General features: G+C 71.7%; 13 protein-coding genes. 11 read left to right on the top strand and 2 right to left on the bottom strand.

Features of this window, described 5'->3' with window-relative positions:
* Positions 1-154: 154 nt before the first annotated feature.
* The 11 genes from gatC to AB0O67_RS22675 all read left to right on the top strand — a co-directional run bounded on the left by gatC (position 155) and on the right by AB0O67_RS22675 (position 11654).
* Positions 155-451, top strand: a complete 297-nt coding sequence (gatC, locus tag AB0O67_RS22725) for an Asp-tRNA(Asn)/Glu-tRNA(Gln) amidotransferase subunit GatC (RefSeq protein ID WP_004925108.1) — start codon at positions 155-157, stop codon at positions 449-451.
* Positions 452-456: 5 nt separating this feature from the next.
* Complete coding sequence (gatA, locus tag AB0O67_RS22720; protein ID WP_365452784.1) at positions 457-1953, top strand: Asp-tRNA(Asn)/Glu-tRNA(Gln) amidotransferase subunit GatA; 1497 nt, start codon at positions 457-459, stop codon at positions 1951-1953.
* Positions 1950-2189 carry a hypothetical protein gene (locus AB0O67_RS22715; RefSeq protein ID WP_365452781.1) on the top strand — a complete coding sequence of 80 codons (240 nt, stop codon included), beginning with the start codon at positions 1950-1952 and terminating at the stop codon, positions 2187-2189. Before gatA ends, AB0O67_RS22715 begins: the two co-directional genes overlap by 4 nt.
* Positions 2190-2205: 16 nt before the next feature.
* Positions 2206-3720 carry an Asp-tRNA(Asn)/Glu-tRNA(Gln) amidotransferase subunit GatB gene (gene gatB, locus AB0O67_RS22710; RefSeq protein ID WP_365452778.1) on the top strand — a complete coding sequence of 505 codons (1515 nt, stop codon included), beginning with the start codon at positions 2206-2208 and terminating at the stop codon, positions 3718-3720.
* A gap of 84 nt (positions 3721-3804) precedes the next feature.
* The gene (locus AB0O67_RS22705; RefSeq protein WP_365452775.1) at positions 3805-4152 is read left to right on the top strand and encodes a hypothetical protein; all 348 of its coding nucleotides are present in this window, start codon (positions 3805-3807) and stop codon (positions 4150-4152) included.
* A gap of 193 nt (positions 4153-4345) precedes the next feature.
* A complete protein-coding gene (locus AB0O67_RS22700; protein ID WP_365452772.1) occupies positions 4346-6604 on the top strand; it encodes an MMPL family transporter in 2259 nt (752 codons plus the stop codon).
* Positions 6582-7163: a GNAT family protein gene (locus tag AB0O67_RS22695; RefSeq protein ID WP_365452769.1), complete on the top strand. Its 582-nt coding sequence runs from the start codon at positions 6582-6584 to the stop codon at positions 7161-7163. Before AB0O67_RS22700 ends, AB0O67_RS22695 begins: the two co-directional genes overlap by 23 nt.
* A 54-nt stretch (positions 7164-7217) precedes the next feature.
* On the top strand, positions 7218-7796 hold the full coding sequence (locus AB0O67_RS22690) for a hypothetical protein (protein ID WP_365452766.1): 579 nt from the start codon (positions 7218-7220) through the stop codon (positions 7794-7796).
* Positions 7797-7991: 195 nt separating this feature from the next.
* A complete protein-coding gene (locus AB0O67_RS22685) occupies positions 7992-8177 on the top strand; it encodes a hypothetical protein (RefSeq protein ID WP_365452763.1) in 186 nt (61 codons plus the stop codon).
* Between the two features lie 194 nt (positions 8178-8371).
* Positions 8372-11422: an AAA family ATPase gene (locus AB0O67_RS22680; protein WP_365452787.1), complete on the top strand. Its 3051-nt coding sequence runs from the start codon at positions 8372-8374 to the stop codon at positions 11420-11422.
* A gap of 37 nt (positions 11423-11459) precedes the next feature.
* Complete coding sequence (locus AB0O67_RS22675; protein ID WP_365452760.1) at positions 11460-11654, top strand: DUF6191 domain-containing protein; 195 nt, start codon at positions 11460-11462, stop codon at positions 11652-11654.
* Here AB0O67_RS22675 and AB0O67_RS22670 read toward each other — a convergent pair.
* Both AB0O67_RS22670 and AB0O67_RS22665 read right to left on the bottom strand, forming a co-directional pair.
* Entirely contained in the window at positions 11651-12820 is a 1170-nt protein-coding gene (locus AB0O67_RS22670) for a PQQ-dependent sugar dehydrogenase (protein WP_365452757.1), read from the bottom strand. The two genes, AB0O67_RS22675 and AB0O67_RS22670, sit on opposite strands and share 4 nt — an antisense overlap.
* A 175-nt stretch (positions 12821-12995) precedes the next feature.
* On the bottom strand, positions 12996-13994 hold the full coding sequence (locus AB0O67_RS22665; RefSeq protein WP_365452754.1) for an aldo/keto reductase: 999 nt from the start codon (positions 13992-13994) through the stop codon (positions 12996-12998).
* Between the last annotated feature and the right edge of the window lie 26 nt (positions 13995-14020).

The raw sequence follows: 14020 nt of genomic DNA, 5'->3' as shown, positions 1-14020 counted from the left end.
TGAATCGACAGTAAGTGCAGAGGGTGACAATCGCGTACGCGTCCGCCGGGTCATGGTGTGTGGCGGGTGCGGGTCGTGAGTGGATAACAGGTAGGCGCCCCCGCCCCATAGGATTGGGCCCAAACCACTCACACTCACCCCAGAGGATCGCTGCATGCCTGGCATCACGCGCGAGGAGGTCGCCCACCTCGCCCGGCTGGCGCGTCTGGAGCTGAAGCCCGAAGAGCTCGACCACTTCGCCGGCCAGCTGGACGACATCATCGGCGCGGTCGCCCGCGTCAGCGAGGTCGCCGACCAAGACGTACCGCCGACCTCGCACCCGCTCCCGCTGACGAACGTCATGCGCCCGGACGAGGTCCGCCCCTCGCTCACCCCCGAGCAGGCGCTGTCCGGCGCCCCGGCCCAGGAGCAGCAGCGTTTCAAGGTGCCGCAGATCCTGGGGGAGGAGTAACCCGCATGACGGACGCAATCATCACCCTCACCGCCGCCGAGACCGCGGCGAGGATCGCCTCCGGCGAGCTCACGGCCGTCGAGGTCGCCGAGGCCCACCTGGCCCGCATCGAGGCCGTCGACGAGAAGGTCCACGCCTTCCTGCACATCGACCGCGAGGGCGCACTCGCCCAGGCGCGTGCCGTCGACGCCAAGCGCGAGCGCGGCGAGAAGCTCGGCCCGCTGGCCGGCGTACCGCTGGCGCTGAAGGACATCTTCACCACCGAGGGCGTCCCGACCACGGTCGGTTCCAAGATCCTGGAAGGGTGGATCCCGCCGTACGACGCCACCCTCACCAAGCGTCTGAAGGACGCCGACGTGGTCATCCTCGGCAAGACCAACATGGACGAGTTCGCCATGGGGTCCTCGACCGAGAACAGCGCGTACGGGCCCACCGGCAACCCCTGGGACCTGACCCGCATCCCCGGTGGCTCCGGCGGCGGCTCCTCCGCCGCGCTCGCCTCCTTCCAGGCCCCGCTCGCCATCGGCACCGACACCGGCGGCTCGATCCGCCAGCCGGCCGCCGTCACCGGCACGGTCGGCGTGAAGCCCACCTACGGGGCCGTCTCGCGCTACGGCATGGTGGCGTTCTCGTCCTCCCTCGACCAGGGCGGGCCCTGCGCCCGTACGGTCCTGGACGCGGCGCTGCTGCACGAGGTGATCGCCGGGCACGACCCGATGGACTCCACCTCGATCGACGCCCCGGTCCCGCCGGTGGTCGAGGCCGCCCGCAACGGCAGCGTCGAGGGCATGCGCGTCGGCGTCGTCAAGCAGTTCCGCGGCGAGGGCTACCAGGCCGGTGTCATCCAGCGGTTCGACGAGTCGATCGTGCTGCTCAAGGAACTGGGCGCCGAGATCGTCGAGCTGGACTGCCCCTCCTTCGACCTGGCCCTGTCGGCGTACTACCTGATCGCCCCGTCCGAGTGCTCCAGCAACCTCGCCCGCTTCGACGGTCTGCGCTACGGCCTGCGCTCCGGTGACGACGGCACGCGCTCGGCGGAGGAGGTCACCTCCCTGACCCGCGAGGCGGGCTTCGGCCCCGAGGTCAAGCGCCGCGTCATGCTCGGCACGTACGCCCTGTCGAGCGGCTACTACGACGCCTACTACGGCAGCGCCCAGAAGGTCCGCACGCTGATCACGCAGGACTTCGAGAAGGCGTTCGAGCAGGTCGACGTGATCGTCTCCCCGACGACGCCGACCACCGCCTTCCCGATCGGCGAGCGCATCGACGACCCGATGGCGATGTACCTCAACGACGTCTGCACCATCCCGACCAACCTGGCGGGCAACGCGGCCATGTCGCTGCCCTGCGGTCTCGCCCCGGAGGACAACCTGCCGGTCGGGCTGCAGATCATCGCCCCGGCGATGAAGGACGACCGCCTTTACAAGGTGGGCGCCGCCGTCGAGGCCGCCCTCGTGGAAAAGTGGGGACACCCGCTTCTGGAGGAGGCTCCGTCGCTGTGAGTGCACTGACCAAGGCCAAGGGCTTCAAGAAGTCCAAGTCCGGTACGTACCTGTCCATGGCCGCCACCGCGTTCGGCGCGATCGGCGTGGCCAAGCAGATCAAGAAGGCGCGCGCCGAGAGTGACACGCTGCGGCTCGTCGACGCCGTCGTGACCGCCGCCGGTGTCGTGACCGGCCTCGCCATGCTCTACCGCGAGCTGAAGCGGCTGGGCGACGACGACGTCCTGCTGGGCTGAGAGGGAAGTTTTCACCGTGACCACCACGACCGACCTGGTGTCGTACGAGGACGCGCTGGCGTCGTACGACCCCGTCATGGGCCTTGAGGTCCATGTCGAACTCGGCACCAGGACCAAGATGTTCTGCGGCTGTTCGACCGCGCTCGGCGCCGACCCGAACACCCAGACCTGCCCCGTCTGCCTCGGCATGCCCGGCGCGCTCCCGGTCGTCAACGCGACCGGCGTCGAGTCCGCGATCAAGATCGGCCTCGCGCTGAACTGCGAGATCGCCGAGTGGTGCCGCTTCGCCCGGAAGAACTACTTCTATCCGGACATGCCGAAGAACTTCCAGACCTCCCAGTACGACGAGCCGATCGCCTTCAACGGCTACCTCGACGTGCAGCTGGAGGACGGCGAGACCTTCCGCGTGGAGATCGAGCGCGCGCACATGGAGGAGGACACCGGCAAGTCGACGCACGTCGGCGGCGCCACCGGCCGTATCCACGGCGCGTCCCACTCCCTGCTCGACTACAACCGCGCCGGCATCCCGCTGATCGAGATCGTCACCAAGCCGATCGTCGGCGCGGGCGAGCGCGCTCCCGAGGTCGCCCGTGCGTACGTCCGTGAGCTGCGCGAACTGATCCGTGCGCTCGGCGTCTCCGAGGCCCGCATGGAGATGGGCCAGATGCGCTGCGACGTCAACCTGTCGCTGATGCCCAAGGGTGCCGAGAAGTTCGGCACGCGCAGCGAGACGAAGAACGTCAACTCGCTGCGGTCCGTGGAGCGCGCGGCCCGCTTCGAGGTCCAGCGGCACGCGGCCGTGCTGTCGTCCGGCGGCACGATCGTGCAGGAGACCCGCCACTTCCACGAGGACACGGGATCCACCACCTCGGGCCGCGTGAAGGAGGAGGCCGAGGACTACCGGTACTTCCCGGAGCCCGACCTGGTCCCGGTCGCCCCGTCCCGCCAGTGGGTCGAGGAGCTGCGTGGTGGGCTCCCCGAGCTGCCGTTGGTGCGCCGCAACCGGCTCCGCGACGACTGGGGCATCTCCGGCACCGAGATGCAGGCGATTCTCAACGCCGGTGCGCTGGACCCGATCGTCGCCACGATCGAGGCCGGCGCCGACGCCGCGTCCGCCCGTAAGTGGTGGATGGGTGAACTGGCCCGGAGCGCCAACGAGTCGGGCAAGGCCCTGGACGAGCTGGCGATCACGCCCGCCCAGGTCGCCCGCGTCACCGAGCTGGTGACCACCGGCGACCTGAACGACAAGCTGGCCCGCCAGGTCATCGAGGGCGTCCTCGCGGGCGAGGGCACTCCCGACGAGGTCGTCGACAAGCGTGGCCTGAAGGTCGTCTCCGACGAAGGCGCCCTCGGCACGGCCGTCGACGAGGCCATCGCCGGCAACCCGGCCATCGCGGACAAGATCCGCGGCGGCAAGGTGGCGGCGGCCGGCGCCCTGGTCGGCGCGGTCATGAAGGCCACCCGGGGGCAGGCCGACGCGGCCCGCGTCAAGGAGCTGATCCTTCAGAAGCTGGGCGTCGGCGAAGGCTGATCCACCGTGTTGATCGGGGGGCGTGGCGATCTTGCCGCGCCCCCCGTCATTTGCGCAGCTGCGAGCCCGCTACGCTCGCCCGCCATGAGCGGACGTGCTGATTCCGAGACGCCCCCCGAGACTGCCGAGGCCCCCGCCGAGGCCGAGCAGGCCACCGCGGCCGCAGAAGACGCCGGCGATGCGGTGGGGGAGGCGCGGCGGGCCCGCTGGGCCGCCATCGGAACGGGCGGGCTTCTGGCGGTCGTAGGGGCGGCGGCGTCCGTACTGCGGGCCATGGACGCCGCACCGGCGCTCGTACCGGCCGCCTACGCCCTCGGGGCGGCCGTCTGCGCGGGTGCCGCGGTGCTCGGGTCGCGGGGGCGCACCCGGCGGGCGCTGTGGCTGCTGGTCGGTGGAGTGATGGTGATGGCGTTCGGAGACCAGGTGGACTGACGGGCGACAGAGTTCAAGCGAGTGTCCTGTGAGCTGCCTCCCATTCCTGTGAATAAGCGCACGAAATCACCCAACGATCAATTCTCCCTGTAACAGTGGCTGGGCATTGCTCATGCGTTCTTTGCGGGCTGTTCAGTACATGGACGACTGTTCCCGGTCAAAGATCCACAAGTCATATCTTGGGAGCACGTTCGTGGCAGCCCTCGCCAGGTGGTGTGTTCGGAACCGTTTGGCCACGGTTCTCCTGTGGCTACTCGCCTTCGGCGGGGTGACCGCGGCCGCCGCCGTGGCCGGAACGGCGTACTCGAACGACTACCAGGTCCCCGGCACCGAGTCGGACAGGGCACAGCAGCTGCTGAAGGAGGGCTTCCCCGACCTGGGCGGCGCCGCCGGAACGGTCGTCTGGCACACGGGGTCCGGGACGGTCCGCGCCGCCGACGTCGAGCAGACGATGACCCGCGCGCTCCAGTCCATGGCCCAACTGCCCGGCGTGGCGACCGTGGTAAGCCCGTACGACGGACAGGGCGCGGCCCAGATCAGCGAGGACGGCCGTACGGCGTACGCCACCGTCGCCTTCGGCGCCCAGCCCGAGAACATCGCCGAGTCCCAGGCCAGGGCCGTCGTGGCCATCGCCGAGGACGCCGAGGCGGACGGGCTCCAGGTGGAGCTGGGCGGCACCGCCCTCGGGGTCACCGACACCTCCGGCGGGCATGTCGCCGAGATCGTCGGCGTGGCGGTCGCCGCGGTCGTGTTGTTCGTCGCCTTCGGCTCGCTGATCGCCTCCCTGCTGCCCATCGCCACCGCGCTGGTCGGCGTCGGCACCGCGTACGCCGGGATCGCGCTGCTCGGGCACGCCATGACCGTGGCCGACTTCGCGCCCGTGCTGGGCGTGCTGATCGGGCTCGGCGTGGGCATCGACTACGCGCTCTTCATCGTCACCCGGCACCGGCGCGGACTGAAGCGCGGCCTGGGCGTGCCCGAGGCGGCCACCGCGGCCGTCACCACCACGGGACGGGCGGTGGTGTTCGCGGGTGCGACCGTTTGCATCGCGCTGCTGGGGATGCTGATACTCCAGCTCGGCTTCCTCAACGGCGTGGCCATAGCGGCCTCGCTGACCGTGCTGCTCACCGTCGCGGCCTCCGTGACCCTGCTGCCCGCACTGCTGTCCTTCGCCGGGATGCGCGCGCTCAGCCGCCGTGAACGACGCCGGCTGGAGGAGCACGGCCCCGAACCCGAGCTGCCCACCGGGTTCGCCGCGCGCTGGTCCGCCTTCGTCGAACGGCACCCCAAGAAGCTCGGCGCCGTCGCGCTCGCGGTGATCACCCTGCTCGCCCTGCCCACACTCTCGCTCCGCCTCGGCACCTCCGACCAGGGCAACAACCCCGAGTCGACGACGACCAGGCAGGCGTACGACCTCCTCGCCGAGGGCTTCGGACCCGGCGTCAACGGCCCCCTCACCCTCGTCACCAAGATCCACGGCGCCGAGGACCGGCTCGCCGCCGACAGCCTCGGCAGCGCCCTGCGCGGCACCGAGGGCGTCGCCGCCGTGGCCCCGGTGATGTTCGACTCCGGCGGCCGCACCGCGTACCTCACCGTCGTACCCGAGTCGTCCCCGCAGTCCGCGAGCACCAGTGAACTCGTCGACCGGCTGCGCACCGAGGCGCTGCCACGCGCCGAGGCCGGCACCTCGCTCGACGTGCACGTCGGCGGCGTCACCGCCGGCTACGACGACTTCGCCGAGGTCATCGTCGACAAGCTGCCGCTGTTCATCGGTGTCGTCATCAGCCTCGGCTGTGTGCTGCTGCTGCTCGCCTTCCGGTCCGTCGGCATACCGCTGAAGGCCGCCGCGATGAACGTGGCCGCCGTCGCCGCCTCGTTCGGGGTGGTCGTCGCGATCTTCCAGTGGGGCTGGGGCAGCGATCTGCTCGGCCTCGGCCGCGCGGGCCCGATCGAGCCCTTCCTACCCGTGATCATGGTGTCGGTGCTCTTCGGGCTCTCCATGGACTACCAGGTCTTCCTGGTCAGCCGGATGTACGAGGAGTGGCTGGAGACCGGTGACAACCGGCGGGCCGTCCGGATCGGCCTCGCCGAGACCGGCCGGGTGATCAACTCGGCCGCGGTCATCATGATCTCGGTCTTCCTCGCCTTCGTGCTCAGTGGCGACCGTGTGATCGCCATGTTCGGCATCGCCCTGGCCGCCGCCGTCACCCTGGACGCCTTCGTGCTCCGCACACTGCTGGTCCCCGCCCTCATGCACCTGCTCGGCGGCGCCAACTGGTGGCTGCCCCGCCGGCTCGACAAGTACCTGCCCCGGATCAGCATCGAGCCGCCCGAGTGCCGGACCGCGCAGGAAAATCTCCCGGACGTCGAGGCCGAACGTGAGAAGCTCACGGACGTCGTGGACCTACTGGAGAAGGAGCGGCGTTCGGATGTACGCGATATCCCTGGGTGACGACGGAGCCCGACTGCGCCCCCTGGAGCCGTGGCACGCCGAGGAGTTCCTCGCGCACCTCGACCGTGGGCGGGACTTCATCACCCAGCACATCCCGTTCGGCTCCAAGGTCACCGACCTCGACTCGGCCCGTGGGCTCCTCCAGTCGTACGCCGACAAGCGCGCCGCCGACACCGGCTCCCTGCACGGCGTCTGGCTGGACGGCAAGCTCACCGGCGGCGTCCTCTTCCGCGTCTTCGACGCCGCCACCGGGGTCTGCGAGATCGGCTGCTGGCTGGAGCCGGCGGCCACCGGACGCGGCCTCGTCACGCGCGCGTCCCGGGTACTGATCGACTGGGCGTTCGGCGAGCGCGGCATGCACCGCGTGGAATGGCACGCGGCGTCCGGCAACACCGCCAGCATCAACGTGGCGCGACGGCTGGGCATGACCCGGGAGGGCGTACTGCGCGAGACCTTCCCCTGGCGGGGCGTGCGGCAGGACTACGAGATCTGGGCGGTACTGGCGCCGGAGTGGGCCGGGGCATGCGCGCGTGACGCTCACAGCGACACGCGCGCGTGACGCTCACAGCGATCATTAAGGAACCTCTCAGACAGCGTCCGTACGGTGCGGGGCATGGGAACAAAGACTGACGAGACCCCCGCCGAGACCGGCACCGAGGCCGGGGCGAAGACCGACGAGGAACAGGTCGGGACGGCGGCCGTCACCGCCACGGAGGACGGCACCGCGGACGGCGGCAACCCCGCCGCCGAGGACGGTGACGAGCGGCCCGAAGCGGTCCAGGCCGCGCAGAGCGGCCCCACGGGCGTCGGCCAGGGCGCCGGTGCCGTCGTGTCCGCCGCGCTCGGCGTCGTCTCGCTCACCGGCAGCTGGGTCGGCACCGTGGCCTCCGCGCGCGAGTCGCTGATCGGCCAGATGCAGACCTCGCAGTCCGCCGACGTCGCGACGATGGTCAAGGAGGGCTACGGCGACGCCTGGGCCGCCAACGCCCTGTGGGCCGGTGCGTTCGCCCTGGCCGCACTCATCGCCGGTGTCGTGGTCCTGGCCCGCCCCGCGTTCGGTACCCCCGGCAGGCCTCAGGCGCCGTGGATCAAGTCGGTCGCCTGGGGCGGTGTCGCCCTCGGCGTGATCGGCCTGCTCCTTGCCGTCCTGAAGTACACCGGCGTCCTGCTCGGGCTGCCCGCCACGGGCTGAACCCCGCAGTTACTGAGGGGTCTTAGGGTGCGCGTAAGGCACTTACGCGCACCCTAAGACCCCTCACACGCGTCTGAGGTTCCGCCCGCCTCGCAAGATGCGGAACTCTCCCGATGTGGCGGACCCCCCCTGGGAGACGAAGGTGGAGGCATCGCGGCAAGCGATGACACCCACCGGATCTCCAGGGGAGACGAGATGTTCGAGTACGAGCTGTCCCAGGCGCGTTCCGCCGATCTGCTGCGCCGGGCGGCGCACGAGCGCAGGGCGCGCGAGGCGGTGCGCCTCGCCCGCGCCGCCCGTCACGAAACCGCGCCCCACACCGCGCAGAGCGAGTCGCATACCCGCAGCCCACGACGGCACCGGCCGCCACGGGTCGCGTGAGCACGGAGAGCGGGGGCCTCATGAGCGCGGCCGGGAACGGGGGGCCGCCGACGCGCGGGGCGGCGGGGGACCGGGCGGCCGGCCGCCGCCGCCCCGCAGCCGCGGCACGTGAGGAGACCGGCGCCCGCGAAAGGCGCGCGCGGGCGCCGCGTCCCCTGCCGAATACCGGTGCCGAGTTGTCGGACCCCCGTGCGATGCTCGGGGGCGTGGAGACCAGGTCCGTCAGTCCGGTGTTCGTCGGCCGCGCCGAGGAATGGGACACGCTGAACGACGCGCTCACCCGTGCCGCGGCGGGCGAGCCGCAGGCGTTGCTGCTGGGCGGTGAGGCCGGGGTCGGAAAGACCCGCCTCGTCGAGGAGTTCGCCACCGCGGCCGTCGGCAAGGGTGCCGTGGTCGCGCTCGGCGGCTGTGTCGAGATCGGCGCCGACGGGCTGCCCTTCGCCCCGTTCTCCACCGCGCTGCGCGCACTGCGCCGTGAGCTGCCCGCTGAGCTGGCCGCCGCGGCAGCCGGCCAGGAGGAAGAACTGGCCAGGCTGCTGCCCGAGTTGGGCGAATCGGGCGCGAGCCGCCACGACGAGGAGGGCATGGCCCGCCTCTTCGAGCTCACCGCCCGCCTTCTGGAGCGCGTCGCCGCCTGCCGCCCGGTCGTCGTCGCCCTGGAGGACCTGCACTGGGCCGACGCCTCCACCCGCCATCTGCTCGCCTATCTGTTCCGCACCCTGCGCACCGGCCGCCTCGTCGTCCTCGCCACCTACCGCTCCGACGACATCCACCGCCGCCACCCGCTGCGCCCCCTGCTCGCCGAACTCGACCGGCTGCGCACGGTCCGGCGCATCGAGCTGCCCCGCTTCAACCGCGAGGAAGTGGCCCGCCAGATCGCCGGCATCCATGCCGCCGAACCCGAACCCACCAGGGTCGACGCGATCTTCCAACGCTCCGACGGCAACGCCTTCTTCGTCGAGGAACTCGCCGTCGCCGCCCACGAGGGTTCCTGCAACGGCCTCACCGACTCGCTGCGCGACCTGCTCCTGGTCCGTGTCGAGGCGCTGCCCGAGAGCGCCCAGCGGGTCGCCCGGATCGTCGCCGAGGGCGGCTCCACCGTCGAGTACCGGCTGCTGGCCGCCGTCGCCGGGCTCGCCGAGGACGACCTCATCGAGGCGCTGCGCGCGGCGGTGAACGCCAACATCCTGCTCGCCGCCCCCACGGGCGACGGGTACCGCTTCCGCCACTCCCTGGTCCGCGAGGCAGTCGGCGACGACCTGCTGCCCGGCGAGCGCTCCCGCCTCAACCGTCGCTACGCCGAAGCCCTGGAGGCCGATCCGAGCCTCGTCCCCGCCGACCAGCGCGTGACCCGCCTGGCCAGCTACTGGTACCAGGCGAACGACGCCGCCAAGGCCCTGCCCGCCGTCCTCGCCGCCTCCGTCGCCGCCCGCCGCCGCGACGCCTATTCGGAACAACTGCGGCTCCTGGAACGCGCGATGGAGCTGTGGGACGCCGCCCCCGCGGACGTGCGTGCCGGGCTGCGCCCCGTCGACTACACCGCCTCCTACCCTCCCTGCGGCTGCGACCCCGCGACCACCCCGCTGCGCTATCTCGACCTGATGGCCGAGGCCGCCGTCGCCGGCCGCTTCTGCGGCGAACGCGAACGCGCTCTGAAGATCATCCGGCGTGCGCTGAGAATCCTGGACGACGAGGACGACCCGCTGCGCGCCGCCTGGTTCTGGACCCAGCGCTCCCGGCTCGTCCAGGCACTGGCCCGGGGCGACGGCTGGCAGGAACTGGCCACCGCGCAGGACCTCCTGCGCGGCCTGCCGCCCTCCGAGGTGCACGCCGAGGTCCTCACCAACGTCGCCAACTGGTCGATGCTGCACCAGCCCGGACCCGAGGCGCTCGCCGCCGCCGAGCGGGCCGTGCAGTACGCGCGCATGGTCGGCACCCGCGAGATAGAGCTGAACGCCCGCCTCACCCTCGGCAGCCTTATCGCCGACGCGGGCAACACCGAGGCGGGACTCGCCGAAATGTACGAGGTCAAGGAACGGGCCCTCGAGGAGGGCTTCCCCTATGTCGCCGGACGCGCGTACGTGAACCTGCCCGCCGGACTCGAAGCCGTCGGGCGCTCCCGGGAGGCAACGCCGATCCTGGAGGAGGGCACCGCCTTCGCCCGGCGGTCCGGCCTTCTCGACACCGAGGCCTGGGCGTGGTCCAACCTCTCCGAGTCGCTGGGCAACCTCGGCCGCTGGCAGGAGGCCGCGCGGGCCGCGCGGAACGTGTTCCGGCACGGACGCAACGCCAAGCCCCAGGGCTCCGGCGCCATCTGCCTGGCGCAACTCGCCCTGGGCCGGGGCGAGGTGGCCGAGGCGAAACGCCAACTTGAGGCCGCCCAGGCCGCGTTCGGCTCGCACGATCCCATGCCTCAGCAGTGGCTGCCCATGGCCGCCATAGCCGTCGGCATCGCCGCCTCGGAAGGCCGCCTCCTCGACGCCCGCGCCGAACTCAACGCCGCCCTGGACGCCGGCACCCCGCCCGGCACCCATCAGTACGGCTGGCCCCTGCTGGTGGCCGCCGCCACCGCCGAGGCCGACGCCCGCACCCTGCCCGCCGCCGAGCAGGGCCGCGCCGAGACGCTCGACCGAATCCTCGACGCCGCCAAGACGCTCAGCACCAAGGCACCCATCTGGCTCGCCCACGAGCAGTGGGTCCGCGCCGAACTCCAGCGTGTCGAGGGCAGCGCCGACGCCGAAACCTGGACGCCGGTCGTCACCGCCTTCGAGCAACTGGAGCGCCCCTACGACCTGGCCCGCGTCCGCCACCGTCTCGCCGAGGCGCTGCTCGCCACCGACGCCGCGGACCACCGCGACCGCGTCACCGAGCTGCTGCGCCTCGCCTACGCCGTCGCCGACCACCTCGGCGCCCGCCCCCTCACCGACGCCATCGCCCTCCTCGCCCAGCGCGCCCGCCTCAGTTTGGCCCCGGCCTCCGGGCCGAAGCCGTCCGCCGACCCCGTCGAGGCCCTCGGCCTCACCTCCCGCGAACGTGACGTGCTCCGCCTGGTCTCCAACGGCCTCACCAACCGCCAGATCGCCGAGGAACTCTTCATCTCCCCGAAAACGGCCAGCGTGCACGTCTCCAACATCCTGGCCAAGCTCGGCGTCTCGGGCAGGGGCGAGGCAGCCGCGGTGGCGCACCGGTTGAGCCTGTTCCCCTCCGGGACGCGCACGGCGCGGACCACGCCGACGGCGGGCTGAGGCTTACGCTGGAAGCGACCCGGCCGAGGGAGGCCCCGTGTTCAACCTCTTCGAGGAACTGTTCGCACCCGGCCGCAAGCACACCCGGGACGAGCAGAACCGCCTGGAACTGACCCGGGAGGACGTCGGCGACAGCGACCCGGGCCGGGGCCCCATAGACCTCGCCTCCGGGAAGGTGGTCGTCCGCCCTTCGGAGCCCACCGAGGACCAGGATCCCCAGGGGCGGCCCTAGCTGACCTCCAGCTCCAGAATCCGGTCGTCCCCGGCCTCCGGGGACCCCCTGCCGTCGGTCTCGCTCGTCACCAGCCACAGCTTGTCGCCACCCGCCGCGAGAACCGTGCGCAGACGGCCGTGCTCACCCTCCAGGAAGGCCTGGGGGTCGGCCGAGGCCTTCGTGCCGTCGAGGGGGATGCGCCACAGGCGCTCGCCGCGCAGGCCCGCCATCCAGACCGAGCCCTCGGCGTAGGCGATGCCACTGGGGGAGGCCTCGTCGGTACTCCACTCGGCCGTCGGGTTGCGGTACCGCGAGTCGTCGGCCCTGCCCTCCACCTCCGGCCAGCCGTAGTTGCCGCCGGGCTCGATCGCGTTCAGCTCGTCCCAGGTGTCCTGGCCGAACTCCGCGGCGAACAGGCGCTGCTTGCTGTCCCAGGCGAGGCCCTGCACATTGCGGTGGCCGTACGAGTACACCGTCGAGTCCGCGAACGCGTTGCCCGGGGCCGGCTCGCCCTCCGGGGTCATGCGCAGGATCTTGCCGCCCAGCGACTCCTTGTCCTGGGACAGGCCCTCCTCGCCGCTCTCGCCCGTGCCCGCGTACAGCATCTTGTCCGGGCCGAAGGCGATCCGGCCGCCGTTGTGGATGAAGCCCTTGGGGATGCCCCGGAAGATCGTGTCGGGGGCGCCCAGCTGCTGGCCGGAGGGCTTGTCACCGTCGTACAGCATGCGCACGATGCGGTTGTCCGAGGCCGAGGTGTAGTACGCGTAGACCATGTGGTCCGAGGCGTAGTCCGGCGAGAGGGCGATGCCCAGCAGACCGCCCTCGCCCTCCGGCGAGACCCCGGGCACCTCGCCCAGCTCGGTCTTCTTTCCCGTGTCCGTGTCGACGCGCGTGATCGTGCCCTCGTCGCGGGAGGAGACCAGCAGGTCGCCGTCGGGCAGGGCGGCGAGGCCCCAGGGGCTCTTGAGGCCCTCGGTGACCGTGCGCACGACCTTGACCGTGCCCTTCGCCGGCGGGGTCTCCTCGGCGGGCTGTCCGGCGGGGGAGGACTGCGCCGCCGTGCGACCCGGCGTCGCGGTCCCGTCCGGGGGGCCACCTGCCCCGTCGTCGGAGGAGCAGCCGGCCGTGAGCAGGAGGGTGGCCGTGGCCAGGACGGCCGTCACAGCTCGACGTTGCACGATCATGGTCCCTTCGACGCGGCGAGTTCTACCTGTCATACACCGCTCGCGCCTCACAGGTTCCCGGTCGGGCGATCCCGAACCGAGGACGGAACCGGCGAATCGCGAAGTCCCAGTTCAGTCGATCGCGCAGGGGAAGCCGGAGTCAGCGCTCGGGAAAGCCGGAACCAGTCCTCAGTCCTCAGTCCCAGGACCCCTGTGCCCCCGGCAGCCCCGACACCTCCACCAGATCCTCCGTCGTCAGGCGTACCCGCTCCGCCCCGACGTTCTCCGTCACCCACCGTTCCCGCTTGGTCCCCGGCACCGGCACCACGTGACGTCCCTGTGCCAGCACCCAGGCCAGAGCCACCTGGGCAAGGGTGACGTCCTCGCCGTGGCGGGCGGCGACGCGGCGCAGACCGGCCACTATCGGCTGGTTGGAGGCCATCATCTCCGCCGTGAAGCGCGGGTGGCGGGCGCGCATGTCGTCCGGTTCGAAGCCCTCCCCCGGGATGAGCGTGCCGGTCAGGAAGCCGTTGCCGAGGGGCATCGCGGCCAGGAAGCCGATGCCGCGTGCGTCACACCACGGCAGCAGCGTGTCCAGTGCCTCCGGCGACCACACCGACAGCTCCGCCTCGACCGCGCTCACCGGAAAGACCTGCTGCACCCGCTGCAACTGGCGGATCGTCGCGTCGTGCAGCCGCGTCCCCGACCGGCGTCCGCCCCGCGCCCCCATGGCGCACAACCCCAGGGCCCGCACCTTCCCGGCCTGCACGAGTTCCGCCATCGCGCCCCACGTCTCCTCGACGGGGACCTCCGGGTCCGCCCGGTGGAGCTGGTAGAGGTCGATCACATCCGTCTGCAGCCGCCGCAGGGAGGCGTCGCAGGCACGCTTCACATACCCGGGACGGCCGTTGGCCACGATGTGCTGCTCGCCCACCAGCAGCCCCACCTTGGTCGACACGAACGCATCGGACCGCCGCTCCTTCAGTACCCGCCCCACCAGCAGCTCATTGGTGAAGGGGCCGTACATGTCAGCCGTGTCCAGCAGCGTCGAGCCCAGATCGAGCGCCCGGTGCACGGCCCTCAGCGACTCGTCGCCCCGCTGCCGTGACGTGCTGTACGCCCAGCTCATCGGCATGCACCCGAGTCCGACGGCCCCCACCGCGAGCGCCGCCGCGCCGATCGTCCTGCGCTCCACCTGCCCGTAACCCTCCCTCTCCTGGC

Source organism: Streptomyces sp. NPDC086077, from assembly GCF_040686175.1.
Classification (GTDB): Bacteria; Actinomycetota; Actinomycetes; order Streptomycetales; family Streptomycetaceae; genus Streptomyces.
The sequence above is the reverse complement of the archived record's forward strand: the minus strand, read 5'-3'. Positions and strand labels throughout refer to the sequence as shown.